The following is a 26,393-nucleotide window of genomic DNA, read 5'->3' as shown; positions in this document are numbered from 1 at the left end:
GGGTGCCTCTCGAGTGGTGACGTGGCGCAGCGGCCGCGGCGGTCCCGGGGCCGTGATCGGCGATCCGGTGCGGGGACGGCGGTGCGGAGCGCCCTGGCCGCACGCGTTCGGCGATCATGCCGACGTTGATCGGTGGTTCGTGCGGCTGTGGCCGGGGCGTGCCGTGGCGCTGCGGAAGTGGCGGTCCACTGTTGTGATCGACGGTTCCGTGCGGGGAGGGCGTTGCGGAGCGCCCTGACCGCACTCGTTCGACGATCATGCGGGCGTTGATCGGCGGTTCCGTGCGCCTGCGGCAGTGCGGGCACCATGACCGCACGCGCTCGTCGCTCATGACGGCCGCTGAGCGCTGGGCGTGTGCACGTGGGGCCGTGACCTGCCTCTGCGCCGTGCTGGTGCGGGGGTCGTGGTCGGGGGGTCGGTGCGGGGAGGGCGATGCGGGGCGCCCTGACAGCACGCGTTCGGCGATCATGTCGACGTTGATCGGCGGTTCCGTGCGGCTGGTGCGGGACGCCCTGTCCGCACGGGTCTGTCGATCATGGCGCGCTGGGCGTCGGCGCGTGGGGCGTGGCGTGGGGCTGCGGCCGTGGCGGTTCGGGAGATCGTGATCGGCGGTTCGGTGCGGGCAGGGCGGTGCGAGGCGGCCTGACTGCACGCGTTCGACGGTCTTGGCGGGGTTGATCGTCATTGGTGTGCGGGTGGGGTCCTGACGTGGCGCTGCAGCTGTCTCTCCGAACGCGGGCGTAGGCTCGGGTCGTGCGCCGTCCCCGCATCCCCGTCCTCGCCTTCGCCGCCGACGCCGTCGCCGTGCTGGTGTTCGCCGCGATCGGGCGCGCGAGCCACGAGGAGGCGGGCAGCGTGGTCGGGCTGCTCGGCACCGCCGCGCCCTTCCTGGTCGGTACCGTAGCCGCGTGGGCCACGCCCTGGGTGCGCGCGCATCCCGTCGGGGTCAAAGCGGGTGCGCTGGTCCTCGCCGGCAGTGCGGTCCTCGGCCTCCTGCTCCGCGCCGCCTTCACCGGCCGGCTGCCGGTGAGCTTCGCGATCGTCGCCACGGTCTCGCTGGCGGTGTTCCTGCTGGGCTGGCGGGGAATAGCGGCCCTCACCTCCCACCTCTCGCGCCGCCGCACCTCCGTCCGCTGACGCACCCCTCCCGCGCCCGCCCGTCCTCGCACAAGTCCCGCTGACGCGCCCCTCCGGCTGACGCATCGGTTCCGCTGACGCGCACGCCCGCGCCCGCACCCGTTCCGTGCCTGCACCCGTTCCGTGCCTGCACCCGTTCCGTGCCTGCACCCGTTCCGCGCCCGCACCCATCCCACGCCCGCGCCCGTCCCACCCCGCCCGAGCGCCGACCTGTGCGCCCGCGCCCGGTGCGACCTGCGTCGCCGTGGGCGGAAGGGCGTGGGAGGTGCGAGCTACAGTCGGGGCGTGACCGCAGTTCTCGTTCCCGGCGCGCCGACCCCGATCCGTGACGTCCCCGCCCACATCCCGCGGCCGGAGTACGTCGGGAAGAAGGCGCCGTCGCCGAGCCGGGACTCGGACGTGCAGACGCCGGAGACCATCGAGGCGATGCGGGTCGCGAGCCGGATCGCGGCGCAGGCGCTGCAGGTGGGCGGCGAGGCCGTGCAGCCCGGCGTCGCCACGGACGAGGTCGACCGCGTGGTCCACGAGTTCCTGGTCGACCACGACGCCTACCCGTCGACGCTGGGCTACCGCGGCTTCCCGAAGTCCTGCTGCACCAGCCTGAACGAGGTCATCTGCCACGGGATCCCCGACACGACGGTGATCAACGACGGCGACATCGTGAACATCGACGTCACCGCCTTCATCGGCGGCGTGCACGGCGACACCAACGCCACCTTCCTCGCCGGCGACGTCAGCGAGGAGGACCGGCTGCTGGTCGAGCGCACCCGCGAGGCCACGATGCGCGCCATCAAGGCGGTGCGGCCGGGCCGCGAGCTCAACGTCGTGGGGCGGGTCATCGAGTCCTACGCCAAGCGGTTCGGCTACGGCGTGGTCCGCGACTTCACCGGGCACGGCATCGGCCGGTCGTTCCACAGCGGCCTCGTGGTGCTCCACTACGACCAGCCCGACGTCCACACCGTCCTCGAGCCGGGCATGACGTTCACGATCGAGCCCATGATCACGCTGGGCACGGTCGACTACGACATCTGGGACGACGGCTGGACGGTCGTCACCAAGGACCGGAAGAGGACCGCGCAGTTCGAGCACACCGTGCTCGTCACGTCCGACGGCGCGGAGATCCTCACCCTGCCCTGACGGATATCTCCTATCCCGGCACCGTCAGCGGTGCCACGCTGGGCGCATGACGGACATCTCGGACCGTTACGCCCGCCATGCGGACGCCTTCGCGGCCACGATCGCGGCCGTTCCCGCGGATCGGTGGTCGGCGCCGTCGCCGTGCGAGGGGTGGACTGCGGCCGACGTCGTGTCGCACGTCGTCGACGTCCACGGCATGTTCCTGGGCCTGGTGGGGCGCAGGCCCGAGTCGGTCCCGGAGGACCGCGCGGAGGCGTTCACGCACGTCAGGCGGATGGTGCAGGCCGACCTGGAGGACCCCGAGCGGGCCGCTACGACGTACGACGGCATGTTCGGCACGCAGACGTTCGAGTGGTCCGTCGACAACTTCGTGACGTTCGACCTGGTGTTGCACCGCTGGGATCTGGGCCGGGCGACGGGGATCGAGGTGGTGATCCCGGAGGACGAGGTGACCCGGATCGCCGGGCAGGTCCAGGGCATACCCCAGGAGGTCCGCGACGCCGGAACCGTGTTCGGGCCCGCCCTCACCCCGCCGCCCGACGCCGACGCGCACACCCGCCTGCTCGCGGAGACCGGCCGGAAAGCCTGGTGATCCGGAGGGGGTCCGGCTCTACCCTCGGATCGTGAGCACGGTCTACGACGGCATCACGCCGAAGCTGTGGGAGTGGCTGGAGCGGCAGCCGGTCTTCTTCGTCGGTACGGCTCCGCTCGCCGGCGACGGCCTGATCAACCTGTCGCCGAAGGGCACGCGCGGCACCTTCCGGGTGCTCGACGCCCACACGGTCGCCTACCTCGACCTCACCGGCAGCGGCATCGAGACCGTGGCCCACGTGCGTGAGAACGGGCGGATCTGCCTGATGTTCTGCGCCTTCGAGGGTCGCCCGACCATCCTGCGGCTGCACGGCACCGGCCGGGTCGTGGCCGTCGGCGAGCCCGGGTTCGCCGAGGCCGTGGCCGGGTTCGGCGAGGCCGGCACGAGCCGCCTTCACGGGGCGCGCTCGGTGGTGACCGTCGACGTCACGCGGGTGGCCGACTCGTGCGGGTTCGCCGTGCCGCGCATGGACCTGGTCGAGGAACGCGACATCCTGGACAAGGCACTGGACAAGAAGTCGCCCGAGCAACTGGTCGAGTACCACCGCACCCGCAACGACGTCAGCCTCGACGGCCTGCCGGGGCTGGTCACGCCGGGCTGAACCCGTCAGGCGGCACCGGTGGGGCGCCGACGGCCGCGAACTCGGTCACGCGTCGACCTCCCTCTCGGACACGTCGTCCACTCCGTCCGGACCCGCCCGACGGCGGATCACCGCGACCGTACTCATCGGACTCCGGAGAGGGGCACCTGGAGGCCATCCGGGGTGGGTCGCCGCATGGCGTCGGCGATCGCCGGGTCCTGCGGTCCGAGTCCGAGCTCGCCGAGCACGAAGCGGGTGACGAGGGCGTGCCAGTCCGGGGCGCGCCGGAGCATGGCGTGCCCGTCCCCGAGGACGTCGAACCGCGCGACCCGCTCGGTCACCCGACGCGCCCGGACGGCGTAGGCCAGCGACTCGCGCGGATCGGTCATGCGTTCGCGGTCGCCGTGGGCGATCAGGACGCTGCGGCCGGCGAGCTGCTCGACGGGGTCGGTGCCGTCGAGCCAGGGGGCCAGGGCGGCGACGGCCCGCACGTGCGGGGCACCGGCGGCGTGCAGCACGGCGCGGCCGCCCATCGAGTGCCCGACCAGCGCCGTCGGCACGCCCGGATGGCGCTCGTGCAGCGCGGCCAGGGTCTCCTCGGCGTCCCGGGCGGCGTCGCGGGCGGCGCCGTTCCAGCCGCGCAACCGGTACCGCAGCATGACGACGGCGAGGCCGTCGGTCCGCGCGAGCGCCCGGGCGAAGGGCACCATCCGCCAGTACGCGAGCCGGCGCCGGCCGCCGGAGTCGGTCGCGTTGGCGCTGCCCCCGTGCGCGACGACGGCCAGCGCGGCCGGCCGCGCCGACCGCGGTCCGACGGGTTCGAGGCGCGGCAGGCGGTCGGGCACGTCCACTCCAGCTGATCGGGCTACGTAGTTCCTCCGATTCCACCCGCCCCGGCGGCTGGTGTCCTGGGAGACATGTCACACCGAGGAGGCCCTCGCCCGACCCGGGCCCGGCCGCCCGTCCGCCGTGGGCGAGGATCGGGGGCGGACCCGACCGATGGAGGAGACGTGACGAGTCCCGAACCGGACCTGCCGCCGCCGCTGACGGCCCGCCGGCGCCTGCTGCTGACGCTGCGCCGCCGGCGTCGCGGCTCGGGCTTCTGGTTCGGCCTCGCCATCGAGCTGATCTGGCCGTTCGTCATGCTCTTCACGAAGCTCGGCTGGTCGGGCGGCGAGCGCATCCCGCGGACCGGCGGCGTGCTCATCGCGGCCAACCACGTGTCGTCGTCCGACCCGATCTTCGACACCGCGTTCGTGATCTCGCACCGGCGGATGCCGCGCTATCTCGCCAAGTCGGAGCTGTGGGACGTCCCGGTCGTGCGCTCGGTCCTCGGCAAGGGCGGGCACATCCCCGTGTACCGGCAGTCCGCCCGCGCCACCGACGCGTACAAGGAGGCCGTCGCGGCGCTCGAGCGCGGCGAGGTCGTGGTGTTCTACCCCGAGGGGACGTACACGGCCGACCCCGCGGGTTGGCCGATGAAGGCGAGGAACGGGATCGGGCGGATCGCGGTCATGACCGGCGTGCCGGTGATCCCGCTGGCCAACTGGGGGACGCAGGACGTCCTGCCGACCGACGGGAAGCCCTCGATCTGGCCGCGGAAGCGCGTCAGCGTGGTGGCCGGCCCGCCGGTCGACCTGTCGGCGTACGTCGGCAAGCCGCGGACCAGGACCAACCTCGACGGCGCCACCGCGGCCATCATGTCGGCCGTCACCGAGCTCGTCGGGCAGGTGCGGGGGGAGACGCCGCCCGCGGAGCCCTACGACCCCGCCGCCACGCCCATCCCCGCCGGCCCTCCCCAGCCCGTCGCGGAGCCGCCTGCGGCGAGCTGAGGGGCTCGGACGCGGGACCGACGTCCGCACGGCAGCTGCGGAATCGCGCCGCCGGTCAGGCGGCGGCGGGGTCCTTGGCGAGACGGTCGAGGCGCTTGGTGGTGGGCCAGCGGACCGCGGTGGCCCACCCCAGCTTCTCGAAGGCCCGGATGGTGATCGCGGAGAGGTCGACCTGGCCCTTGCGGACGCCGTGCCGCGCGCAGGTCGGGTCGGCGTGGTGCAGGTTGTGCCAGGACTCGCCGAAGGAGAAGACGGCGAGCCACCAGACGTTGGCGGAGCGGTCCCGCGCGGCGAAGGGCCGCTCGCCCCACATGTGGCAGATCGAGTTGATCGACCAGGTGACGTGGTGCAGCAGCGCCACGCGGACCAGCCCGGCCCAGAACAGCGCCGTCAGCGCGCCCCACCAGGACCAGGTGACCAGCCCGCCGAGCGCGGCGGGGACCAGCAGGGTCAGCACGCTCCAGAGGCCGAAGAGCGAGTCGATCCGGCGGAGGTCGTCGTCGGCCAGCAGGTCCGGGGTGAAGCGCTCCTCGTTGGTGAGGTTCCGGTCGAACAGCCAGCCGGTGTGCGAGTGCCAGAAACCCTTGGCCAGCGCGCGGGTCGACGTGCCGAAGAGCCAGGGGGAGTGCGGGTCGCCCTCCTTGTCGGAGAAGGCGTGGTGCCGGCGGTGGTCGGCGACCCACTTGATCACCGGGCCCTGCATGGCGAGGCTGCCGGCGAGCGCGAGCGCGATCTTCAGTCCGCGGGTGGCCTTGAACGAGCCGTGCGTGAAGTACCGGTGGTACCCGACGGTGATGCCCAGCCCGCTGGCCACGTAGAACACGAGGCCGATGACGACGTCCGACCACCCGAGGAACCCGACGGTCGCGGCCAGCGGGATCGCGGCCAGCAGCGCGACCAGCGGCGTGAACACGAAGATGTAGACCCCGACCTGCTGGGGGAGGCCGCGCGTCCCGGCGAGGACGGGTTTCGGCCCGGTGCGGGCTTCCGGCTGGGTCTGCTCCGGCTGGGTCTGCTCCGGCTGGGTCTGCTCCGGCTGGGCGGCCAGGGTCATGCGGGTACCTCGTGTGTCGGTCTGCGGCCCGGCCCCGGGAGGCCGGCCGCGGCGGATCGGCCCGTCCAGGGTAAGTGGACCCTCACCGCGATGGCGAGATCAGACGTCGAGGCCGAGGAGTGCGTTCTCCACCACCTCGGGCAGGGCCGGGTGGATCCAGTACTGGCCGGTGGCCATCTCGCGCGCGTGCAGCCCGAAGGACATCGCCTGGATCAGCGGCTGGATCAGCGACGACGCGTCCGGCCCCATGATGTGCGCGCCGAGCAGCCGGCCGGTGCCCTTCTCCGCGATCACCTTGCAGAGGCTGGTGGTGTCCTCCATGGCCCAGCCGAAGGCGACGTCGCCGAACCGCTGGACCTTGACCGCGTGGTCGACGCCGATCATCCGGCACTGCTCCTCGGTCTTCCCGACGCTCGCGACCTGCGGGTCGGTGAACACCGCCGAGGGGACGTACCGGTGGTCGATCTCGATCAGGTCGTCCGGGTGCAGGACGTTGTGCCCCACGACCTTCGCCTCCCGGTTGGCGACGTGCTTGAGCTGCCACGGCGAGCTGACGTCGCCCAGCGCCCACACCCCCTCCGCGCTCGTGCGCTGGAAGCGGTCGACCTCGATCCGGCCGTCCGAGTGGGTGCCGATGCCGGCGGCACCCAGGTTCATCCGGTCGCCGTTGGGGACGCGGCCCGCGGCGACGAGGACGACGTCCGCGGCCAGTGTGGTGCCGTCGTCGAGCTCCAGGGAGATCCCGTCGGGGGTCTGCGAGGCCGTCCTGACCTGTGTGCTCAGCCTGACGTCGATGCGCGAGCCCTGGACGGCCAGGTCGGTGTAGGCCTGCGAGATGGTCTCGTCGTGCGACTTGAGCAGCCGCCCGCCGCGCACGACGAGGGTGACCTTGCTGCCGAGCGCGGAGAACACGTGCGCGAACTCCGCCGCGATGTAGCCGCCGCCGATGACCGCCAGCCGCCGCGGGACGTCGTCGATCCGCATGACGGTGTCCGACGTCTCGTACGGGATGCCGGACTCCGCGATCACCGGCGGGATCATCGGCCGGCCTCCCGCGGCGACGACGACCTGCTCGGCGGTCAGCTCGTCCTCGCCCGAGCCGTCCGTGCGCTCGACGCGCACGGCGCGCGGCCCGGTGAACGAGGCGTGCCCGAAGTACACGGTGACGTTGGGGCTGCGCTGGACCCGGTACTCCCGCCCGCCCGCCGAGATCGGGTCGATGCGCCCGAAGACCCGGTCGCGGATGTCGCTCCAGCGGATCTTGTCGATGCTCGCGTCGACGCCGTACTTCGCCGCACGCCGGACGTGCTCGGCGACATCGGCCGCGTAGACGTACATCTTCGTCGGGATGCACCCCACGTTCAGGCACGTCCCGCCGAAGACGCCGTGCTCGACGAGGGCCACGTCCTTGTCGGCGTACCGCTCGTCGAGGAACGTGTTGCCGGATCCGGTACCGATGACGACGAGATCGTGGTGGGGCACGGGACGAGGCTAATCGCCCGCGGCCGCGTCGGCGCGACCGGAAGTCTGGTAGGCACGGGCCATGACCGAGACCGCCGCGACGCTCCGCCGATCCTGGGCCCTCGACCTCGACGCCGCCACCCTCTACGAGCTGCTCAGGCTGCGCGTCGACGTCTTCGTGGTCGAGCAGGCCTGCCCCTACGGTGAGCTCGACGGGCGGGACCTCGAGGAGCGCGCCCGGCACTACTGGCTGACCGGGCACGGCGAACCCGCCGCCGTCCTCGGTACGTTGCGGCTGCTCAAGGAGCCCGACGGCGGTTACCGGATCGGGCGGCTGTGCACGGCGAAGACCGCGCGCGGGCGCGGGCTCGGCAAGCAGCTGATGGACGCCGCGATCGCCGAGATCGGCGACGGCGCCTGCATGCTCGACGCCCAGGAGCACCTCGCCGACTTCTACCGCGGCTACGGGTTCGAGGCGACCGGCCCGGCCTACGACTGGGACGGCGTCGCGCACCTGCCGATGCGGCGTCCGGCGCGCTGAGGACGGCAGACTCGGTCTGCCGCAGAGCACCCCGGCTCACCCGTCACAGTGACCTCGCGTTCCCGGCGTACCGGGCGCGTCTGCGGGATACTCCGGCCACCCGGACGGGCGTCCGGGAGCGCGGCAGGCGGAGGAGAGCGATGAGCGACGAGCAGGCCCGGCCGACCGGGACCGGGCCGTCCAGACAAGAGGGGACCGCCCCGCCGGGGCAGAACGGCACGCCGGACCCGGACGCGACCTCGGTGCTGCCGACCGGTCGCCCGTCGGCGCCGCCGCGCTCCACCCGGCCGTCGGGGGCGGGCCACACGCGCACCGCCGGGATGTGGGTGGGGCTCGTGCTGTCCGCGATCGTCCTGCTGTTCCTGCTGGTCTTCATCCTGCAGAACCTGGACCCGGTGCGGATCTACTTCCTCGGCGCCGCGGGCACCCTGCCCACCGGTGTCGCCCTGCTCCTCGCGGCGATCGCCGGGGTGCTCCTGGTCGCGATCCCCGGCACCGCGCGGATCGTGCAGCTCCGCCGGGCGGCACGGAAGGGGCGCCGGGCGCCGTAGGCCGACGCACATCCGGGCAGGAGAGGCGACCTCCCCTGCCCGGGCGTGGATCAGAGCACGTCAGGCGGCGTTCCGCGGGCTCCCGCCCCGGCCGCCGCGACGACCACGCTGCCCGCCCGAGGGGGCCTGCTGCCGCTGACCCCCGCCGGTCTGCTGCCGGGCCGGCCCGCCGCGCCCGGAGCTGCGGCGCCGCCGTCCGGTGGCGACGGCGGGCTGCTGCTGCGGCGGCTTCGGGGCCTCCACCGGGACGCCGCTCGGTCGGCGCGCGCCGGTGACCTCGACCAGCGAGGCGGAGCCGGGGGCGGCGTCGGCCACGTCCGGGCTGACGCCGGCCTGGCGCATGAGGGTGTCGACGTCCCGTCGCTCCTCGGCCGTGACCAGCGTGACCACCACGCCGGACTCGCCGCCGCGGGCGGTGCGGCCGGCGCGGTGCAGGTAGTCCTTCGGGTCGCCCGGCGGGTCGACGTGCACGACGAGGCTGACGTCGTCGACGTGGATCCCGCGGGCGGCGACGTCCGTGGCCACCAGCACCGGGACGCTGCCGTCCCTGAAGGCGTCGATCGCACGGTTGCGCGCGTTCTGCGCCTTGCCACCGTGCAGCGCGCCGGCCTGCACGCCCTCGCGGCGCAGCTGCTTCACCACGCGGTCGGCGCCGTGCTTGGTGCGGACGAAGAAGATCGTGCGGCCCTCGCGGGCGGCGATCTCGTGCACGATCCGGTTCTTGTCCGCGCGGTCGACCATGAACAGGTGGTGGTCCATGGTCTCGACCGGCGCGGCGGCCGAGGCGACGGCGCGGGTGACCGGGTCGTGCAGGTAGCGGTCGACCAGCGTGGACACCTCGTTGTCGAGGGTCGCGGAGAAGAGCAGCCGCTGGCCGTCGGCCGGGGTGCGGTCGAGGATCCGCCGGACCTGCGGCAGGAATCCCATGTCGGACATGCGGTCCGCCTCGTCGATCGCGGTGATCTCGATCGCGGACAGGTCGCAGGTGCCCTCGTTGAGGTGGTCGGTGAGCCGGCCGGGGGTCGCGACGAGCAGGTCGACGCCCCGCGCGAGGGTGTCGATCTGCCGGTTCATCGACAGGCCGCCGACGACGACGGCCTGCCGCAGGTGCAGCGCCTTCGCGAACGGCTCCACGGCGTCGACGACCTGCTGGGCCAGCTCGCGGGTCGGGACCAGGACGAGGCCGCGGGGGCGGCGGGCCTGGGTGCGGCCGCCGGCGAGGCGCGCGACGAGCGCGAGGCCGAAGGCGAGGGTCTTGCCGGAACCGGTCTGACCGCGGCCGAGCAGGTCGCGGCCGCGGAGGGTCTCCGGAAGGGTTGCGGCCTGGATCGGGCGGGGCTCGGTGAAGCCCTCCGCGTCCAGGGCGTGCAGCACCGGCTCGGGCAGGCCGAGCTCGGCGAAGGTGGGGAGCCCGCTCGCCGGGGCGGCCCAGAGGACCTCCTCGGGCATGGCGGGCTTCGGCGCCACGCGGGCCGGGCGCTGCTGCTGCGGGGCGCCGGAGCGGCGGCCGCCGGAGCGGCGCGGCCGGCGGGTGCCCGCCGAGGCGGGCTGGTGCGAGCCCTGCTGACGGGCAGGGCGGCGGGACGGACTGGTCACTGGACCTCCGGGACGTCGGCGCGTCACACGGAGCGGCTCGGGCGACGGTGCGCGGCCGGCACGGGACGGGCCCGGGCGCCAGGGGGAGCGCGCCCGACGGGTACGTGCAAGGCGCCGTCGGTGCGGGCGCCTCGGTCCACCCTACCCGTCGGTCACCGCGCCATCGCCCACCGGACACGTGATCTCGCGCTCCTTATCGCCGAATGACCGAACGGCGCTCTCGCTCACTAGTGTGAACGAGAGCGCCGCTCGTGCCGCAGCGGTCCCGGATGAGCGAGCGGCGCTCCCGCTCAGTAGGTGTGAACGAGAGCGCCATTCGCTCAGGCCAGGCCTGCCTCCGCGACGAGCTCGTGGAAGAGCTCCTCGCCGGGGTCGCCGGGCAGGCCGCGGGCGGTGAACCACTCGGCGACCCGCCGGACGTCGCGGACCAGGAAGTCCGCCCCGTGCGGGTTGCCGACGAGGTCGACGACCTGCGGCAGGTCGATCACCACCAGCCGGCCGCGGTGCACCAGCAGGTTGTAGGCGGACAGGTCGCCGTGGGCCCAGCCGTGCCGGACGAGCCCGCGCAGGGCCTCGCCCAGCTGGGCCCACAGGTCGGCCAGCTCCGCGTCCGACGGCCGGAGCTGGGCCAGCCGGGGTGCCGCCGTCTCCCCGTCCCCGACGAACTCCAGCAACAGTTCGGTGCCGTCGAGCTGCACGGGGTAGGGGACCGGCAGGCCGGCCGACCACAGCGTGGACAGCGCCGCGAACTCCGCGGCCGCCCACTGGCCGGACAGCAGCTCGCGGCCGAACGCGGTCCGGTTCGTCATCGCCCGCATCTCCCGGGAGCGGCGCACGCGGCGACCCTCCTGGTAGCCGGCGTCCCGGTGGAACATCCGGTGCTCGGCGGTGCGGTACCGCTTGGCGGCCATCAACACCCCGGGCGAGCCGGGGACCCCGCGCTCGACGAGGTGGACGTCGGCCTCCTTGCCGGTCTTGAGCACGCCGCGCTCGGTGTCGACCGCGGCGTGCGCGGTCTCCACCCAGGCGGGCCGGGGCTCGGGCCCGTGCTGCGCGCCGGTCCAGGTGGACCAGCGCTCGCCGGCGGGCGGGAGGTCGGGGTCCTCGTGCAGGTGCACGGGGTGGGGGACGTACTCGTCGTCGTCGAATCCGCGACGGCGTCTGGGCATGCGCTCGCGCATTGAGGAGGGTTCTCCTGACGTGGGGTGGACACCCCACGCGAGCGACCTCGACGGTGCCTCAGCGCGGGGTGCGGGGGCGGGAGGGCGCGCGCCGGCGCGCCGCCACCCGGGCGGCGGTCGTCATCGGGCACCTCCTGTGCTCCACGTCGGTGCACGCAGGATCCGGGATCGAACACCTGCGGGTCAACCGCTTTTCACCCCTGCACCCACCAGGCGGGAATCAACGCGCGGTAGAGGTCCTCGAAGACCGCGACCTCGGGCTCGCCGGGCAGGTCCAGCCAGCCCTGGACGGCCCCGACCGTGCCCTGGGCGACGAACCGTGCGGCGGTGTCGGCCACGGCGTCGTCCGGCACGCCGGGCGCCTGCAGCGGCAGCCGCAGCCGGCCGGTCTCGATCAGCCGGCGGCTCGTCTCCAGGAAGTGCTCGCTGAGCATGCCGTGCAGCGAACCCGGACCGCTGTCGCGGGCGAGTCCGCGGCGGTAGATCGGGGCGTGCCTGCGGATGTGCTCCAGGACCCGCCGGGTGACCTCCCGGACGGCGGCGTCGGTGTCGCCGGGGTCGTCGAGCAGGCCGGCGCGCAGGTCGTCGAGCTCGGCGCGCAGCGCCTCGCGCAGGAGGTCGCCGGGGGACGCCGCGTGCTCGTAGAAGGTCGAGCGGTGCACGCCCGCGGCCTCGGCGAGCTGCGTGATCGTCAGGTCCGCGACGGGGGTCTCCCGGGCCAGCTCCAGGACGGCACGGTGCAGCCGGTCCCGGCTGCGACGACGCCGTGCGTCCATGACCCACCTCACTCGATCCGCGGGAAGGGGCCGATGTTAGCCGACGTTTGTAGGAGTCAGATAACCGACGAACGTCGGGTAGCTCGAGGAAGAAGGATCATCATGGCGACCTACGACGTGGCGGACCGGTCCGCGATCGTCACCGGGGCGGGGTCGGGCATCGGCCGGGCGGTGGCGCACCTGCTGGCCGCGAACGGTGCCGCGGTTCTGGTCCACGACCTGAACGCAGACGCGGCCGGGCTCGTGGTCACGGAGATCCGGGCTGCCGGTGGCACCGCGGAGGCCTTCGTCGGCGACGCGGCGGACCCCGAGGTGGCGCGCGCGGCCGTCGAGGCGGCGGAGAAGCTGGCGCCGCTCCGGATCGCGGTGAACAACGCGGGGATCGGTGGGGCGAACGAGCCCGTCGGGGAGTACCCCGAGGACAGCTGGCACGCGGTCATCGACGTCAACCTGAACGGCGTCTTCCACGGGCTGAAGGCGCAGATCCCGGCGATCGCGGCCCACGGCGGCGGGGCGATCGTCAACATGGCGTCGGTGCTCGGCGCGGTGGGCATCCCCGGCTCGTCGGCCTACGTCACCGCCAAGCACGGGCTGGTCGGCCTCACCAAGAACGCCGCGCTCGAGCACGCCGCCCAGGGCGTGCGCGTGACGGCGGTCGGCCCCGGCTTCATCACCACGCCGCTGCTCGAGGCCAACCTCGACGCGGAGACGCAGCGGGCGCTCGCCGAGAAGCACGCGCTGGGGCGGCTGGGGACCGTCGACGAGGTGGCGAACCTGGTCGCCTTCCTCGCCTCCGACGCCGCCACCTTCATCACGGGCAGCTACCACCTGGTCGACGGCGGCTACGCGGCCCAGTGAGGTCGGCGCGGGCCCGCTGAGGTCGGCCCGCCCAGGTCGGCCCGCTGAGGTCGACCCCAGGTCGACGCGGTGAGGTCGGCGCGGTGAGGTTCGGCCGCCGGATCCGGAGGGCTCCCTGCTCCGGGCCCGGCGCCCGCCTCCCGGAACTGCCGACTCGGGCTCCCGAAAGTGCCGACTCGCGGTGCTGGAACTGCCGACTCGCGGTGCTGGAACTGCCGACTCGCGGTGCTGGAACTGCCGACTCGCGGGGGGGCGGCAACGCAACTCGTGGGGGCTGCGGCGCGACTCGCGGGTCAGGCGGGGATGACGAGGTCGAGGTGGTTGTCGGTCCGCTCGACCACGTGGCCGGCGCGGCGGGCGAGGCGCGCGACCGCCGCCGCGTCGGCCGGCTCGGCCCGGCTGCTCACCAGCAGCCGGGCCAGCCCGCCCTTGTGCGACTTGTTGTGGTGGCTCACCACCGAGCGCGACCCGTCGGGGCGCTCGGCCAGCACGTTCACCGTGACCGCGCCCGGCACGCGGGCCAGCCCCGCGTAGGCGCCCGACCGCAGGTCGACCACCAACTGTTCGGACGCCAGCCGCGCGAGCACGGGCTCCAGCACCGGCCGCCACCGCGCCGCGAGCGTCCCGCCGGACGGCAGCATCGAGCCGGCGGACAGCCGGTAGGCCGGGATCGGGTCGCCGGCGTGGACCAGCCCGAACAGCGCCGACCCCACGGCGAGCCGCTCCCGCGCCCGGCCCGCGGCGGCGCCGCGCAGCGACCCGACGTCGAGCGCGTCGTAGAGCACGCCGGTGTACCGGGTGATCGCCGGGGCGGTGGGGGCGGTCCACAGGGCCGCGTTGCGCTCGATCTCGTCGATCTGCCGATCGGACAGGCCGAGGGCCGCCCGGCTGGCGGGGACGTCGTCGGCCAGCTCCACCAGCTCGTCGACCAGCGCCTTGCGCACCGGGTCGAGCTCGGGGTGGCTCAGCGCGGCGAGGTCGAGCGGCGGTCCCTCGCCTCCGGTGCGCTTGGTCTCCGACGGGGGCAGCAGGACGAGCACGCCCGGCAGCGTACGACCACGGTGATCAGCCACCCGGACCGGTGTTGTGCCGGTATGACGGCCCCGTTACGGTCGCCTTCGTGATCCGCCTCGTGGCCCGTCGCCATGTCGACTTCATGCGCGTGACCAGCGCGGCCTGTCGCCCCCGCGGCTGAACCACATCCCCACGCGTAGACCCCGAACGATCACCCCAGGAGACCTTCCATGCCCGAGAACGACCCCACCGCCGCCTGGTCCTTCGAGACCAAGCAGGTCCACGCCGGCGCCTCCGCCGACCCGACCACCGGTGCCCGGGCCACCCCGATCTACCAGACGACGTCGTACACCTTCCGGGACACCGACCACGCCGCGGCGCTGTTCGGCCTCGCCGAGCTGGGCAACATCTACACCCGGATCATGAACCCGACGCAGGACGTCCTGGAGCAGCGGATCGCCGCGCTCGAGGGCGGCATCGGGGCCGTGGCGGTCGCCTCCGGGCAGGCCGCGCAGACGCTCGCCATCCTGAACATCGCGCAGGCCGGGGACCACTTCGTGTCCAGCGCCTCGCTCTACGGCGGCACCTACAACCTGTTCCACTACACGCTGCCGAAGCTGGGCATCGACGTCACGTTCGTCGAGGACCCGGACAACGCCGAGGAGTGGCGCGCCGCGGTCCGCCCGAACACCAAGGCGTTCTACGCCGAGACGATCGGCAACCCGCGCAGCAACGTGCTGGACATCCGGCTCGTCGCCGACCTCGCCCACGAGGCCGGCGTGCCGCTGATCGTCGACAACACGGTGCCCACCCCGTACCTGGTCCGCCCGTTCGAGCACGGCGCGGACATCGTGGTGCACTCGGCGACCAAGTTCCTCGGCGGCCACGGCACGAGCATCGGCGGCGTGGTCGTCGACTCCGGCAACTTCGACTGGGGCACCCAGGCGGAGCGGTTCCCGGGCCTGACCACCCCGGACCCGAGCTACCACGGCCTGAACTACTGGGAGGCGCTCGGCCCGCTGTCCTTCCTGATCAAGTTCCGGGTGCAGCTGCTGCGCGACCTCGGCCCGGCGATCGCGCCGCTGAACTCGTTCCTGCTGATCCAGGGCATCGAGACGCTGTCGCTGCGGATCGAGCGGCACGTGCAGAACGCCCTCGCGGTGGCCGAGTGGCTCGAGCAGCGCGACGAGGTGGAGAAGGTCTACTACGCCGCGCTGCCGTCGAGCCCGTGGCACGCGCTGCAGCAGAAGTACCTGCCCAAGGGCGCGGGCGCGGTCGTCGCGTTCGACATCCGCGGCGGTGTCGAGGCGGGCAAGAAGTTCGTCGACGCGCTGGAGCTGCACAGCCACCTGGCCAACATCGGCGACGTCCGCAGCCTGGTGATCCACCCGGCGTCGACCACCCACAGCCAGCTCTCCGGCGAGGAGCAGCTGTCCACGGGTGTCGGCCCGGGCCTGATCCGGCTGTCCGTGGGGCTGGAGGGCATCGAGGACATCAAGGCCGACCTCGACGCCGGGTTCCGGGCCGCGAAGAGCGCGTGACGACCACCGACCCGGAGACTCTGCTCCCTCCCGCCACCGGCGCGTGGCGGGAGGGGGCGGACCCCGGGCGTCGCCGCTTCCTGGACCTCCCCGCCGCCGTGCCGCTCGAGGCGGGCGGGGAGCTCCCGGACGTCCGGCTCGCCTACGAGACCTGGGGCGAGCTCGACGCCGCCGGGTCCAACGCCGTGCTGGTCCTGCACGCCCTCACCGGCGACGCGCACGTGACCGGCCCGGCGGGTCCGGGCCAGCCCACCGCCGGCTGGTGGGACGGGCTGATCGGGCCGGGCCGCCCGCTGGACACCGACCGGTGGTTCGTGGTGGCGCCGAACGTGATCGGTGGCTGCCAGGGCACCACCGGGCCGGCGTCCCGGGCCCCGGACGGACGGCCGTGGGGCAGCCGGTTCCCACTGGTCACGGCGCGGGACACCGTCCGGTCCGAGGTCGCGCTGGCCGACGCGCTCGGCGTGGGCACCTGGGCGATGGTCGTCGGCGGGTCGATGGGCGGCATGCGCGCCCTCGAGTGGGCCGCGACCGAGCCGGAGCGCGTCGCCCGGCTCATGCTGCTGGCCTCGCCCGCCGCGGCCTCGGCGGACCAGATCGGCTGGGCCGCCCCGCAGCTCGCGGCGATCCGGGCCGACCAGGGCTGGCACGGCGGCGACTACCACGACCTCCCGCCCGGTGCCGGGCCGCACGAGGGCCTGGGCGTCGCGCGGCGGATCGCGCACCTGAGCTACCGCAGCGGTGACGAGCTGGCGACCCGGTTCGGCCGCGACCCGCAGACCGGCGAGGACCCGTTCCACGGCGGGCGGTACGCCGTCGAGTCCTACCTGGACCACCACGCGGCGAAGCTGGTGCACCGCTTCGATGCCGGCTCCTACGTGCGGCTCACCGAGCTGATGAACGCCCACGACGTCGGGCGCGGACGGGGCGGCACGGCCGAGGCGCTGGCCCGGGTCACGGCCCGCACGACCGTCGTCGGGATCAGCTCGGACCGGCTCTACCCGGTCTCGCAGCAGGAGGAGCTGGCCGCGGGGATCCCGGACGCGCGGCTGCGGGTGATCGAGTCCCCCTACGGCCACGACGGCTTCCTGATCGAGTCCGAGGCCGTCGGCACCCTGGTCGAGGACCTGCTGTCGGGATAGGCGCGCCCGGGGTCGTTCATTGGACCAGCCTGCGCATCACGCGCGCATCGGTCCCCTGACCAGGCGGCAGACGATCACCGGCAGTGCACGGCGCGGGCTTGCCGATATCCTTTGTCATAACCCGCTTCGAATCCTTCGGTGTAGCTGTTCTGCCGAGAGGGACGGGTCGGCGGGCGAAGCTCTCGCATGAGCCGTCGAGTGCACTGCCCTCGCCCGTCCTTGTCACCGGCCCACGTCCCCTGCCGGAACCCGTCCCGGTGGCCCCGGTGATAATCGCGGTCCGTCCTGCCTCCGGCCGCCGCCCCGCCCGCCGTCGGCTCGACGAACGCGACGGCGAGAAGGGTGCCGGAGACCGGGCCCCCCTGCGTCTCCGTGTCGGCGAGCCCCGCCGTTCCGGTGAGTGCCACACCACCTGCGAGCAGCGAGCCGACAGCCAGCCGGGCGAGGGCAGCCCGGCAGATCCGGGCACGAACGCTGGGGTTGGTCGCCTGGGTCATGTCCCTCTTCTTCCTCGTTCGAAATGGACCATGACAGGCAGGGGCGATGACGGGATCGGTGCAATCCCTCGAGCGAGCGAGGGTTTACCCCAGTCGTCCCGCCGTTGGCTGGGCCCCTGCAGGCGACCGGTGCCACACTGTCGCGATGCCCGCAGTGCTGCACGTCGTTCCGATAATGAGGCGTGCTCCCTGGTTGCGCATGACTGCGACGCTGATCATCGGCGGTGCTGTCGGCGCTTATCTGGTGGCGCCCCTGTGGGCGCCGCATCCACTTCTGGCAGGCACCAACTGGTTGGCCGTCATAGCGTTTGCGACGGTCGCGGTGTTGACCCTCCAGGACGAGGAACACCGCAACTACAAGTGGCTCTTCTTCGGGTGCTGCCTGTGCTGGGCAGTGGGCCTCGCCGGGAGCCGCGCAATCGGCCCGCTCCCGGTACTGGCGGCGATCGCGGAACCTTTGACGTTCGTCTTCGTGGCCGCGGTCCTGCTTCGTTACCCCCGCGCCGGTCTGACCCGGCGTTCGGAGCGCACCTTCATCGTCCTGTTGTTCCTCTGGCTCCTGCCTGGCCGGGTGATATGGGTCGTGACGTCCGACCCCGCTTGGTACGGGTACGACGAAGCGGTGTGGTGGCCGACGCTCCTCCCGTCGGTGGGGATCAGCCAGTACGTAGAGATCGTCTACTACATCGGCGCTGTCGCGATCGCCCTCGCAGTGGTCGCCTTCAATGCTCTGCGCCTCCATCGTTCGCGTGGGTTCGACCGTCGTGTACTCGTTCCGGTCCTCTTCGCGACCGTTGGCGTCGCCGCCACCGTCTCCGTACACGTCGCGGCGCGCCTCGGCCTCGAGTATCGAGTTCATTCGACGGAGTTCCGGCATTTCTACGCGCTCGAAGCGATCCTGCTGCTGACCGTTTCCTTCGCGTTCCTGGTCGCCGCCGTCCGCCGCCGGATGGCGAGGACCGCGGCTGCAGATCTCCTGCTCGGTGTCGGGCGGCTTCACACCATCGACGACGTGCAGGCAGCACTGCGTGGGGCGCTCTGCGACCCGACGTTGTACGTCCTCTTCTGGGTGGCCGAGAGTGGCGGGTACGTGGACGACTCCGGCCGTCCCGCCGTTCTCGCCGCGGCTCACGACGGTTCGTTCGTCACACTGGTGGAGACGAGCGACGGACAGCCGCTCGCTGCGGTGGTGGGTAGTCCCTCTCTCCGGCGGTACGCCACCGCCGTCGACACCGCCGTGGCCGCCGTCGGGCTCGCCCTCGAGAATGCGCAGCTGCAGGCCCGCATACTCGCCCAGCTCGACCAGGTTCGTGCGTCGCGGGCGCGGATCGTCGAAGCCGGTCTACTCGAGCGGCGCCGTCTGGAACGGGACCTGCACGACGGGGCTCAGCAGCGGTTGCTCGCGGTTGCCATGCATCTGGCCGCAGTCTCGGCGTCCATCGATGATCATGCCGTCCGATGTGCGATCGATCAGGCGCGTGGCGAACTCGACATGGCTCTCCACGAGTTGCGGGGCCTCGCGCGCGGCATCCACCCTGCTGTGTTGACACAGGCCGGCCTCGCCCCCGCACTGGAAAGCGTCGTCGAGGGGTTGCCGCTCGAGGTCGCACTGGACATCCCGCCGCAGCGCTGGAACTTCGCGGTAGAGGCCACGGCATATTTTCTCGCGTGCGAGGCGCTCACGAACGTCGTCAAACACGCCGGTGCGACGAGTGCGGCGGTCAAGGTGCGACCGGAGAGCCATCGGCTTCGCGTCGCCGTCACCGACGATGGTGTCGGTGGGGCGAACGTCAGCGCGGGAAGCGGGCTCGCGGGTCTGCACGACCGAGTGGCGGCCCTCGGAGGCCGGCTGACCGTCATCAGCCCTCGCGGCTCGGGCACTCAACTGATAGCGGAGCTTCCATGCGCGTAGCAGTGGCTGATGACTCAGGACTGTTCCGGAGCGGACTCACGACGCTCCTCTCGATCGCGGGTATCGACGTCACCGCCGACGAAGCGACGGGCGAGGCGCTGCTGCACAAGGTCGGAACGGATTGTCCGGACGCGGTGGTGCTGGACATTCGTATGCCCCCTACTTTCACCGATGAGGGCCTGGCGACTGCCGAGGTGCTCCGCGAGCGATATCCGGAACTGGGCGTACTCGTGCTCTCGACGTATTCCGAAACGGCGTACGCCGCTCGTCTGTTGGCGGCCAGCTCGCGCAGCGTCGGTTATCTTCTCAAGGACCGTGTCGCGGACCTGAGAACGCTGACCGATGCGTTGACCCGGATCGTGGCCGGAGAATGCGTGATCGATCCGGACATCATCGTGCGACTACTCGACCAGCACCGGGTCGCGAGCAAGCTGGACACTCTCTCCGACCGCGAACGCGACATCCTGCGTCTCATGGCCGAGGGCCGGTCGAATTCCCGGATCGGCAAGGAGCTCTTCATCAGTACCAAGACGGTCGAGGCTCACGTCGCAGCAGTCTTCTCGAAACTCGGCTTGTACCAGACGTCCAACGACAACCGCCGCGTCCTGGCTGTCCTCAGTTGGCTCCGGGCCACCGGAGAGAACGCCGGTACGGGACTTGTGTGAGCGGTGCCTGAGGGCGCCGACCGGCAGGGTGGTCACGGACTGGGCCGAGTTCCGCCACCGCCATCCCGTCGCGCTCCCCGACGCCGCCGACCACGACGGGCACGGGGGAGCGGAAGCCCGGGCCGTCCGTGACGAAAGTGTGGAACTCGCCGTTCTCCCCGCACGGGTCGACGGCCTCGGGCAGAGCGGCGAGGAACTCCTCGTCGAACGCGTGCCCGGCCAGCTCCGCCGGCACCCGGGCCGGGTCCACGGACACGACGACGGCGCGCAGCCCGGCCCCGATCATCTCCCGGGCCAGCGCGCCGGTCGGCCTGCCCCACAACGGGAACTCCGGCGTCAGCCCGGTGCCGGCCAGCGTGCGCTCGCGGTAGGCGCGGATGTCGGCCAGGAAGAGGTCCCCGTAGACGACGGTGTCCGCCCCGGCCGCGCGGGCGGCGGCGAGCGCCGCACCCGTCCGGCGCTCGTACTCGGCGTTCGGGCACGGCCACGGCAGCTCGACGACGTGCAGCGGCAGGCCGAGCGCCGCGGCCTGCGCCTCGACCAGCTCCCGCGGCACGCCGTGCACCGGGACCCGGCCGGCCGAGACCGTGGTGAACAGCCCGGTGACGTCGGCGCGAAGGCCCAGCGCGTACGCGGCGTCCTTCCCGCAGGACCAGCTCAGCCAGGCGGTCACCCGGCTACCGTCGCACGGACACGTGCACGTGGTCGAAGTGGCCGCCGGTGGCGTCGGACGGGTCGTAGACGCCGCCGCCGTTGTACGGGCGGCCCCACCCGTTCTCGTCGGCGAAGAACGCGCTGCGGTACCAGATCCGGCCCTGCCAGATCACGTACCGGATGTCGAGCTCCTCGGCGTGCTCCCGGAGCCAGTTCGCGACCGCCCACCCGGTCTCCAGCTCGGCGCCCTCGGGGAAGGTGCCGGCCCGGGTGGGGAAGAAGTCGCAGGCCCGGCCCTGCGGATGGTCGCTCGACGGGTTCCACTCGTGCGCGCTCCAGCAGGTGGTGCCGCGCAGCCGGTCGCCGAACTCCGCCACCGCCCGGTCGTGCAGGGCGAGCGCGGCCGGGGTGAGGCAGCCCTCGCTGGTCGGGTCGTCGGCGACGCACCCGGGGGAGGGCTGCGGGGCGACCCGCTCGCGGAACCGGTCGACCGCGTCGAACCGCACCATCGCGACGACCGCGACCGCGGCCAGGGCCAGCGCGACCAGGGCGGCGACCGCCCGGCCGGTGCGGCGGCGTGAACTGCGGGGGCGGGTGCGGTGCACGCGGGCTCCTCGGTCCGGAACGTCCGGTGTCGAGGATACCGGGCGCCTACCCCGCGTAGACCCCGATCCCGTTGGGCACCAGGCGCGGCGAGGGGTCCGAGGGGTCGTTGACGATCGTCGTCGCCGGGGCGCCGCCGTCGCGGTAGGCGAGGGTGGAGGAGCCGCCGCCGTCGAGGTTGACGGCGTCGTCCAGCCCCAGCTCGCGCAGCAGGTTCGAGAACTGCAGCAAGGTCGCGCCGACGCTGTCGGACTGCCGGCCGTCGACGGTGACCAGGAACATCCGCCGGCCGTCCGCGGTCGCCCCGGCGCCGCTGCGCGGGGCGCGGGCGCCGTCGTCGAGCCGCTCGGTCGGGGCGGCGTCGCGGAGGATCGGGCTGCCGCCCACGGCCATCCGCGGCGCGACCCCGCTCGCCGGGACCAGCGCGTAGTCCACGGTGACCCGGTCGCCCACCTTGAGACCCCGCAATGCCACGGCGCCCTGCTCGCGGCCGACCAGCGCGGTCTCCTCCGCGGACAGCCGGCCCGCCCCGGGCGCGCGGACCGCGGTCACGGCGCCGTCGCGGACCACCACCTCGGCCTGGTCGGCGGCGCACGGGGCGTCCCGGTCGGTGTCGGAGCCGCAGAGCGTGCGGGCGCGGTCGACGTCGCCCCAGTCCGAGGTGAACACCCCGATCCCGTTCACCGGCACCGCGTGCTGGTTGAGTGCGACGATCGGCAGGGAGTCCTGTTCGGTCCGGGCCGGATAGGACACCCGCTCGATCCCCGCGCGCCGCACCTCGCCGCGCAGCGGCAGCCGGTCGACCCGGGCGACGCCGTCGGTCCCCACCGCGAACACGTAGTCCATCTCGGCGCCCGGCACCGCGGGCGCGGCGCGGCGGCCCTGCGGCACCGCGGCCTTGAGGAAGCGGCCGTCCTGCACGGCCGGCCCGGCCGGGGCGCTGGTGCGGCCGATGTCGAAGAAGTCGCCGTTGATCCCGGCGACGGCACCGCTGCCGTCGGCCATGCCCTTGATCGGCGCCCGGGCCGCGACGGCGCCGGGGGTCAGCAGGTCGGCCCGCACCCCGGGCGTCGCGAGGTCGACCTCGACGACGTCGCCCATGACGTTGCCGGCGGCGGTGGTCGTGGTGATGTCCCGGTGCGTGACGCCCGGGGCGACCTCGACGGCCTCGGAGAGCGACTCGACGATCCGCTCGGGCCGGTCCGGCGGCGGCGGCAGTGGTTCGGCGCTCGCCGCCGGCGCCAGCAGGACCAGTCCGGCACCGACCGTGACGAGCAGTCGCCCGACCGTGGTCGACAGGATCCCCACCCGCATGTCCGCTCCCCCCGGAGACCGTGTTCCGGGGGAATGCGACCACGAAGAGCGAGGAGTTCCGAGGGAACGACACGCGGTTCACCCCGCAGTGGAGGAACGTTCCCGTGTCGGGTTACCGGATCCGGGCCCCGTAGACCCGTTCGACCGTCATGGTCATGAGCACCCGGCGGTCCGCGACCATGGTCTCCCGGTACTCCGTCCAGTCCGGATGCTCACCGGCGGCGCGGCGGTAGTACTCGACGAGCGCCTCGACCTCGGGGGAGTCGGGGCTCGCCCCCGGCCCGGTCAACGTCACCGGGCCCTCCGCGGTGGCCCAGCCCCACCCGTCCGGGCTGGTCACCTCGAGCGCGGCCCGCGGATCGCGGCGCAGGTTCGCCGTCTTGGCCCGGCCCTCCGTGATCGACACCGAGATGGTGCCCGCCTCGCGGTCGTAGAAGGGCGTCACCGGCGAGAGCTGGGGCACCCCGTCCTTCTTGATCGTGGCGAGCACGGCGAGACGGCTCTCGGCGAGCAGGGCGTGCGGGTCGAACTCTGTGGCCGCGGTCATACCCGGCCCAACCCGGCGCGTGCGTCTTCCATTCCGCCGGGCGTGGTGAGTGGTACCGGAGCACCACCCACCACGTACAGCCGAGCCGCTAGACCTTCTCGATGAACCCGAGGTCGACGGCGAGGGTCTGGCCCGTGACGTAGCGGGACTCGTCGGAGGCCAGCCAGAGCACGGCGTTGGAGATGTCGCGCGCCTCGACCCAGGGGTGCGGCATCGTGTGCAGCGCCTGGAAGGCGTCCGCGTAGCGCTCCCGCGTCAGCTCCTCGGGCTTCGCGTCGGGCAGGAACAGCTTGTACATCGGCTCGTTCTGGATCATGTCGGTGTCGACGGCGGTGGGGTGCACCGTGTTGCAGCGGATCCCGTACTGCGAGACCTCCTGCACCATCGTCCGCATGATCCCGACGACGCCGTGCTTGGCCGCGGTGTAGTGGACCATGTTGGCGAAGCCGCGCAGCCCGGCCGTGGAGCTGGTCAGCACCAGGGAGCCGCCCTGACCGCGTTCGATCATCGACGGAAGCACCGCCTTGAGGGTCCGCCAGACGCCGGTGACGTTGACCGCCAGCATCTCGTCCCACATCTGGTCGGTCATCTCCCACGCCGGGGCGTAGCTGAAGATGCCGGCGTTGGCGCACACGACGTCGATGTGCCCGAACTCCAAGAGTCCGGCCTGGACCGCCGCGTCGAGCGCGGCGGAGTCCCGGACGTCGGCCTCCCGGGTGAGGACCCGGCGGTCCAGCTCCTCGATCAGCTTGGCCGTCTCGGCGAGGTCCTCCGGCCGCGACATGCCGTAGGGCACGGTCTCGATCTGCGCGCAGAGGTCGACGGCGACGATCTCCGCGCCCTCCTCGGCCAGCCGTAGCGCGTGCGAGCGGCCCTGCCCGCGCGCCGCCCCGGTGACCAGCGCGACCTTGCCGTCCATCCGTCCCATGGGTGCACCACCGTCCCGATCGGTTCGCTCGGACCGGCCACGCCGCCGGTCCCGTCCTCGACGCTAGGCAGCGCGGTCGGCGGTGCGGAGGTCTCACTCTGAGACCGGCCGGTCTCGGAACTGAGACCTCCGCGACGACCCGCGGGCTGGTGATCTCCACGGTGGCGCGGGCGGCGCGGCCCGCACGACCGACGGAGGAGCGATGGTCTCGGCACGGGTGAACGACATGGCCGCGTTGGCCTACGCGGGCTGGCTGCGGGAGGACGCGACCCTCGAGGAGATGCGGACGGGCTTCGACGGCATGTGCCCCGAACCGGCCGCCGACGCGACGCTCACCGAGGGCGTCGTCGGCGGCGTGCGCGGCATCTGGGTGGAGGTCCCGGAGAGCGGCGGGACGACGATGTTGCACTTCCACGCCGGCGGCTACCTGATCGGCTCGCCGACCAGCCACCGCGACCTGGGAGCCCGGATCGCCCGGGCCGCGGGGGCCCGGGTCTTCCTCGCCGACTACCGGCTCGCCCCCGAGCACGCCTTCCCGGCCGCGTACGACGACGGCGTCGCCGCCTACCGCGGGATGCTCGCCGACGGCGTCGACCCGGCCTCGCTCGTGGTCTCCGGCGACTCCGCCGGCGGCGGCCTGGCCCTGGCGGTCCTCGCCGCGGCTCGCGACGCGGGCGACCCGCTCCCGGCGGCCGGCGTGCTGATGTCGCCGTGGGCCGACCTCACCCTCGCCGGCGACTCCATGACCGGCCGCGAGGCCGTCGACCCGCTCGTGAGCCGGGCGGTGCTCACCGAGATGCAGCAGGGCTACCTGCAGGGTGCGGACCCGGCCGACCACCGGGCGTCGCCGCTGCTGGGGAACCTGGCCGGGCTGCCGCCGCTGCTGGTCCAGGTGGGCAGCAGCGAGGTCCTCGAGGACGACGCCGTGCGGATCGCCGACGGCGTGCTCCGCGCGGGCGGCGAGGCGTTCCTGCAGGTCGGGTACGAGATGGTGCACGTGTTCCAGATGTTCGCCGACCGGCTCCCCGAGGGCGCCGCGGCGGTCGACCGGATCGGTGCCTTCGTCCGGGCCCAGGTCCGCAGCACGGTCGTCGACGTGGCCGCGGTCTGAGGGGGCGACGACGATGGAGTTCGGCTTCCTGACCCAGGGCTACCTGCCCGCAGACCGCCGCACCGACCCGGACGCGGAGCACCGCGTGCTCATGGACGACCTGGAGCTGTGCCTGGCCGCCGAGCAGGCCGGGTTCAAGTACATCTGGATCTCCGAGCACCACTTCCTCGACGAGTACAGCCACATCTCGTCGAACGACGTGTTCCTCGGCGCCCTGGGCGCGCTCACCACCCGCGCCCACGTGGGCTCGGGGATCTTCAACCCGCTGCCGCGCGTGCACCACCCGGCGGCGGTGGCGGAGCGGGTCGCGATGCTCGACCACCTCACCGAGGGGCGCTTCGAGTTCGGGGTCGGTCGCGGCGCCGGCAGCCACGAGGTGAAGGGCTTCCACACCGGCGTCACGGACGTGAACGAGACCAAGGACATCTTCTTCGAGACGGTGCCCGAGTTCGCGAAGATGTGGATGCAGGACGAGTACCCCGGCTTCTCCGGCAAGTACTGGGACATGCCGGCGCGGCGGGTCCTGCCCAAGCCGTACGGGCCGCTGCACCCGCCGATCTGGTACGCCGCGGGCAACACCTCCAGCTTCGAGATGTGCGGCCGCCGCGGCATGGGCGCGCTCGGCTTCTCCCTCGACGAGATCCCGAGGACCGAGGTGGCGATCAAGGCCTACAAGGACGCCGTGGCGCGCTGCGACGACCCGATCGGCGCCTGGGTCAACGACAACCTCATCGTGGCCAACGGCTTCAACTCGATCGCCGAGGACCGGGAGACCGCCCGCCGCGACTTCCTGAACGGCGGCAACCACTACCAGATGTCGCAGGTCTTTCGGTACCACGACACCTTCCCGCGACCGGAGGGCTTCCCGGTGTGGCCGGAGGTGCTTCCCGAGCTCACCGAGGAGGCCCTCGACGGGTTCCTCGAGCTGGGGGCGGCGATCGTCGGCGACCCCGACGACGTGATCGCCCAGCTGCGCCGCTGGGAGGCCACCGGGGCCGACCAGTTCCTCATGCTGCGCGGTGTGAAGAGCCGCGAGGAGACGCTGCGCATGATCAAGCTGATGGGCGACCACGTCATCCCGAAGTTCGACACCGAGGCCGAGCACCGCACCACGCGCCAGCGCCGGGCGGCCGCCGGCCGCTGATCCGCATCCCGGCCGAACGGTCGTC

The 26,393-nt window shown here is 73.0% G+C and carries 26 protein-coding genes; 14 read left to right on the top strand and 12 right to left on the bottom strand.

The annotated features are described in order from the left end of the window. The first annotated feature begins 753 nt into the window (after window positions 1–753). The 4 genes from ACQP04_RS27055 (at window position 754) to ACQP04_RS27040 (ending at window position 3,467) form a co-directional block, all read left to right on the top strand. A complete protein-coding gene (locus ACQP04_RS27055) occupies window positions 754–1,137 on the top strand; it encodes a DUF3054 domain-containing protein (protein ID WP_433503375.1) in 384 nt (127 codons plus the stop codon). 285 nt (window positions 1,138–1,422) lie between these two features. Next, on the top strand, window positions 1,423–2,274 hold the full coding sequence (gene map, locus ACQP04_RS27050; RefSeq protein WP_433503374.1) for a type I methionyl aminopeptidase: 852 nt from the start codon (window positions 1,423–1,425) through the stop codon (window positions 2,272–2,274). A gap of 46 nt (window positions 2,275–2,320) precedes the next feature. Continuing rightward, window positions 2,321–2,866, top strand: coding sequence for a TIGR03086 family metal-binding protein (locus ACQP04_RS27045; protein ID WP_433503373.1), 546 nt, complete (start codon window positions 2,321–2,323; stop codon window positions 2,864–2,866). A gap of 31 nt (window positions 2,867–2,897) precedes the next feature. Next, window positions 2,898–3,467, top strand: a complete 570-nt coding sequence (locus ACQP04_RS27040) for a pyridoxamine 5'-phosphate oxidase family protein (protein ID WP_433503372.1) — start codon at window positions 2,898–2,900, stop codon at window positions 3,465–3,467. A gap of 122 nt (window positions 3,468–3,589) precedes the next feature. Here ACQP04_RS27040 and ACQP04_RS27035 read toward each other — a convergent pair whose 3' ends face one another. Next, a complete protein-coding gene (locus ACQP04_RS27035) occupies window positions 3,590–4,291 on the bottom strand; it encodes an alpha/beta hydrolase (RefSeq protein ID WP_433503371.1) in 702 nt (233 codons plus the stop codon). A gap of 165 nt (window positions 4,292–4,456) precedes the next feature. Here ACQP04_RS27035 and ACQP04_RS27030 point away from each other — a divergent pair, with 165 nt between their 5' ends. Continuing rightward, the gene (locus tag ACQP04_RS27030; RefSeq protein ID WP_433503370.1) at window positions 4,457–5,278 is read left to right on the top strand and encodes a lysophospholipid acyltransferase family protein; all 822 of its coding nucleotides are present in this window, start codon (window positions 4,457–4,459) and stop codon (window positions 5,276–5,278) included. A 55-nt stretch (window positions 5,279–5,333) separates the two neighbouring features. On the opposite strand, the gene ACQP04_RS27025 is transcribed toward ACQP04_RS27030, so the two are convergent. Both ACQP04_RS27025 and ACQP04_RS27020 read right to left on the bottom strand, forming a co-directional pair. After that, entirely contained in the window at window positions 5,334–6,332 is a 999-nt protein-coding gene (locus ACQP04_RS27025) for an acyl-CoA desaturase (RefSeq protein ID WP_433503369.1), read from the bottom strand. 99 nt (window positions 6,333–6,431) lie between these two features. Further along, window positions 6,432–7,814 carry a mycothione reductase gene (locus ACQP04_RS27020; protein WP_433503368.1) on the bottom strand — a complete coding sequence of 461 codons (1,383 nt, stop codon included), beginning with the start codon at window positions 7,812–7,814 and terminating at the stop codon, window positions 6,432–6,434. Between the two features lie 61 nt (window positions 7,815–7,875). Here ACQP04_RS27020 and ACQP04_RS27015 point away from each other — a divergent pair, with 61 nt between their 5' ends. Next, window positions 7,876–8,334 (top strand): GNAT family N-acetyltransferase, encoded by a 459-nt coding sequence (locus ACQP04_RS27015; RefSeq protein ID WP_433503367.1) that lies wholly within the window; start codon window positions 7,876–7,878, stop codon window positions 8,332–8,334. A 140-nt stretch (window positions 8,335–8,474) separates the two neighbouring features. Then, entirely contained in the window at window positions 8,475–8,885 is a 411-nt protein-coding gene (locus tag ACQP04_RS27010) for a LapA family protein (protein WP_433503366.1), read from the top strand. 60 nt (window positions 8,886–8,945) lie between these two features. Here ACQP04_RS27010 and ACQP04_RS27005 read toward each other — a convergent pair whose 3' ends face one another. The 3 genes from ACQP04_RS27005 to ACQP04_RS26995 all read right to left on the bottom strand — a co-directional run bounded on the left by ACQP04_RS27005 (window position 8,946) and on the right by ACQP04_RS26995 (window position 12,438). Next, window positions 8,946–10,334 (bottom strand): DEAD/DEAH box helicase, encoded by a 1,389-nt coding sequence (locus ACQP04_RS27005; protein ID WP_433508442.1) that lies wholly within the window; start codon window positions 10,332–10,334, stop codon window positions 8,946–8,948. Between the two features lie 467 nt (window positions 10,335–10,801). Continuing rightward, window positions 10,802–11,650: a serine protein kinase RIO gene (locus tag ACQP04_RS27000; protein ID WP_433503365.1), complete on the bottom strand. Its 849-nt coding sequence runs from the start codon at window positions 11,648–11,650 to the stop codon at window positions 10,802–10,804. 206 nt (window positions 11,651–11,856) lie between these two features. After that, window positions 11,857–12,438, bottom strand: a complete 582-nt coding sequence (locus ACQP04_RS26995) for a TetR/AcrR family transcriptional regulator (protein ID WP_433503364.1) — start codon at window positions 12,436–12,438, stop codon at window positions 11,857–11,859. A gap of 102 nt (window positions 12,439–12,540) precedes the next feature. Between ACQP04_RS26995 and ACQP04_RS26990 the strand changes: the two genes are divergently transcribed. Then, window positions 12,541–13,296, top strand: a complete 756-nt coding sequence (locus ACQP04_RS26990) for an SDR family NAD(P)-dependent oxidoreductase (RefSeq protein ID WP_433503363.1) — start codon at window positions 12,541–12,543, stop codon at window positions 13,294–13,296. A gap of 293 nt (window positions 13,297–13,589) precedes the next feature. Here the strand turns inward: ACQP04_RS26990 and yaaA are convergent, their stop codons facing one another. Beyond that, window positions 13,590–14,336 carry a peroxide stress protein YaaA gene (gene yaaA, locus ACQP04_RS26985; protein WP_433503362.1) on the bottom strand — a complete coding sequence of 249 codons (747 nt, stop codon included), beginning with the start codon at window positions 14,334–14,336 and terminating at the stop codon, window positions 13,590–13,592. 204 nt (window positions 14,337–14,540) lie between these two features. Here yaaA and ACQP04_RS26980 point away from each other — a divergent pair, with 204 nt between their 5' ends. The 4 genes from ACQP04_RS26980 to ACQP04_RS26965 all read left to right on the top strand — a co-directional run bounded on the left by ACQP04_RS26980 (window position 14,541) and on the right by ACQP04_RS26965 (window position 20,067). Continuing rightward, window positions 14,541–15,851 carry a bifunctional o-acetylhomoserine/o-acetylserine sulfhydrylase gene (locus ACQP04_RS26980; RefSeq protein WP_037047037.1) on the top strand — a complete coding sequence of 437 codons (1,311 nt, stop codon included), beginning with the start codon at window positions 14,541–14,543 and terminating at the stop codon, window positions 15,849–15,851. Then, complete coding sequence (gene metX / locus ACQP04_RS26975; RefSeq protein ID WP_433503361.1) at window positions 15,848–16,993, top strand: homoserine O-acetyltransferase MetX; 1,146 nt, start codon at window positions 15,848–15,850, stop codon at window positions 16,991–16,993. The genes ACQP04_RS26980 and metX overlap by 4 nt, the downstream gene beginning before the upstream one ends. A 696-nt stretch (window positions 16,994–17,689) precedes the next feature. After that, window positions 17,690–19,402, top strand: a complete 1,713-nt coding sequence (locus ACQP04_RS26970; protein ID WP_433503360.1) for a sensor histidine kinase — start codon at window positions 17,690–17,692, stop codon at window positions 19,400–19,402. Next, complete coding sequence (locus tag ACQP04_RS26965) at window positions 19,393–20,067, top strand: response regulator transcription factor (protein ID WP_433503359.1); 675 nt, start codon at window positions 19,393–19,395, stop codon at window positions 20,065–20,067. Before ACQP04_RS26970 ends, ACQP04_RS26965 begins: the two co-directional genes overlap by 10 nt. On the opposite strand, the gene ACQP04_RS26960 is transcribed toward ACQP04_RS26965, so the two are convergent. From ACQP04_RS26960 to ACQP04_RS26940, 5 genes are all read right to left on the bottom strand, one after another. Continuing rightward, the gene (locus tag ACQP04_RS26960) at window positions 20,018–20,740 is read right to left on the bottom strand and encodes an ATP-binding protein (RefSeq protein WP_433503358.1); all 723 of its coding nucleotides are present in this window, start codon (window positions 20,738–20,740) and stop codon (window positions 20,018–20,020) included. The two genes, ACQP04_RS26965 and ACQP04_RS26960, sit on opposite strands and share 50 nt — an antisense overlap. Before the next feature lie 4 nt (window positions 20,741–20,744). After that, complete coding sequence (locus ACQP04_RS26955) at window positions 20,745–21,326, bottom strand: hypothetical protein (protein ID WP_433503357.1); 582 nt, start codon at window positions 21,324–21,326, stop codon at window positions 20,745–20,747. 46 nt (window positions 21,327–21,372) lie between these two features. Beyond that, complete coding sequence (locus ACQP04_RS26950) at window positions 21,373–22,638, bottom strand: phosphodiester glycosidase family protein (RefSeq protein ID WP_433503356.1); 1,266 nt, start codon at window positions 22,636–22,638, stop codon at window positions 21,373–21,375. Window positions 22,639–22,750: 112 nt separating this feature from the next. Then, window positions 22,751–23,185 carry a PPOX class F420-dependent oxidoreductase gene (locus ACQP04_RS26945; protein WP_433503355.1) on the bottom strand — a complete coding sequence of 145 codons (435 nt, stop codon included), beginning with the start codon at window positions 23,183–23,185 and terminating at the stop codon, window positions 22,751–22,753. Window positions 23,186–23,273: 88 nt separating this feature from the next. Continuing rightward, on the bottom strand, window positions 23,274–24,113 hold the full coding sequence (locus ACQP04_RS26940; protein ID WP_433503354.1) for a mycofactocin-coupled SDR family oxidoreductase: 840 nt from the start codon (window positions 24,111–24,113) through the stop codon (window positions 23,274–23,276). A gap of 202 nt (window positions 24,114–24,315) precedes the next feature. On the opposite strand from ACQP04_RS26940, the gene ACQP04_RS26935 reads away from it, so the two are divergent. Both ACQP04_RS26935 and ACQP04_RS26930 read left to right on the top strand, forming a co-directional pair. Next, window positions 24,316–25,224 carry an alpha/beta hydrolase fold domain-containing protein gene (locus ACQP04_RS26935; protein WP_433503353.1) on the top strand — a complete coding sequence of 303 codons (909 nt, stop codon included), beginning with the start codon at window positions 24,316–24,318 and terminating at the stop codon, window positions 25,222–25,224. A 13-nt stretch (window positions 25,225–25,237) separates the two neighbouring features. Next, window positions 25,238–26,368 (top strand): LLM class flavin-dependent oxidoreductase, encoded by a 1,131-nt coding sequence (locus ACQP04_RS26930; protein WP_433503352.1) that lies wholly within the window; start codon window positions 25,238–25,240, stop codon window positions 26,366–26,368. Window positions 26,369–26,393: the final 25 nt, after the last annotated feature.

Origin of the sequence: Pseudonocardia halophobica, from assembly GCF_050948485.1 — a bacterium.
In the GTDB taxonomy this organism is placed as follows: Bacteria; Actinomycetota; Actinomycetes; order Mycobacteriales; family Pseudonocardiaceae; genus Pseudonocardia; species Pseudonocardia halophobica.
This window is presented reverse-complemented; position numbering and strand designations above follow the sequence as displayed.

What these genes read in the sequence shown, in the direction of transcription:
- ACQP04_RS26980 (WP_037047037.1), top strand. Translation starts at nt 14,541, where the DNA reads ATGCCCGAGAACGACCCCACCGCCGCCTGGTCCTTCGAGACCAAGCAG.
- ACQP04_RS27010 (WP_433503366.1), top strand. Translation starts at nt 8,475, where the DNA reads ATGAGCGACGAGCAGGCCCGGCCGACCGGGACCGGGCCGTCCAGACAA.
- ACQP04_RS26995 (WP_433503364.1), bottom strand. Translation starts at nt 12,438, where the DNA reads ATGGACGCACGGCGTCGTCGCAGCCGGGACCGGCTGCACCGTGCCGTC.
- ACQP04_RS26950 (WP_433503356.1), bottom strand. Translation starts at nt 22,638, where the DNA reads ATGCGGGTGGGGATCCTGTCGACCACGGTCGGGCGACTGCTCGTCACG.
- ACQP04_RS26945 (WP_433503355.1), bottom strand. Translation starts at nt 23,185, where the DNA reads ATGACCGCGGCCACAGAGTTCGACCCGCACGCCCTGCTCGCCGAGAGC.
- ACQP04_RS26990 (WP_433503363.1), top strand. Translation starts at nt 12,541, where the DNA reads ATGGCGACCTACGACGTGGCGGACCGGTCCGCGATCGTCACCGGGGCG.
- ACQP04_RS27025 (WP_433503369.1), bottom strand. Translation starts at nt 6,332, where the DNA reads ATGACCCTGGCCGCCCAGCCGGAGCAGACCCAGCCGGAGCAGACCCAG.
- ACQP04_RS27000 (WP_433503365.1), bottom strand. Translation starts at nt 11,650, where the DNA reads ATGCCCAGACGCCGTCGCGGATTCGACGACGACGAGTACGTCCCCCAC.
- ACQP04_RS27045 (WP_433503373.1), top strand. Translation starts at nt 2,321, where the DNA reads ATGACGGACATCTCGGACCGTTACGCCCGCCATGCGGACGCCTTCGCG.
- ACQP04_RS26970 (WP_433503360.1), top strand. Translation starts at nt 17,690, where the DNA reads ATGACTGCGACGCTGATCATCGGCGGTGCTGTCGGCGCTTATCTGGTG.
- ACQP04_RS26930 (WP_433503352.1), top strand. Translation starts at nt 25,238, where the DNA reads ATGGAGTTCGGCTTCCTGACCCAGGGCTACCTGCCCGCAGACCGCCGC.
- ACQP04_RS26935 (WP_433503353.1), top strand. Translation starts at nt 24,316, where the DNA reads ATGGTCTCGGCACGGGTGAACGACATGGCCGCGTTGGCCTACGCGGGC.
- ACQP04_RS26965 (WP_433503359.1), top strand. Translation starts at nt 19,393, where the DNA reads ATGCGCGTAGCAGTGGCTGATGACTCAGGACTGTTCCGGAGCGGACTC.
- ACQP04_RS27015 (WP_433503367.1), top strand. Translation starts at nt 7,876, where the DNA reads ATGACCGAGACCGCCGCGACGCTCCGCCGATCCTGGGCCCTCGACCTC.
- ACQP04_RS26940 (WP_433503354.1), bottom strand. Translation starts at nt 24,113, where the DNA reads ATGGGACGGATGGACGGCAAGGTCGCGCTGGTCACCGGGGCGGCGCGC.
- ACQP04_RS27005 (WP_433508442.1), bottom strand. Translation starts at nt 10,334, where the DNA reads ATGCCCGAGGAGGTCCTCTGGGCCGCCCCGGCGAGCGGGCTCCCCACC.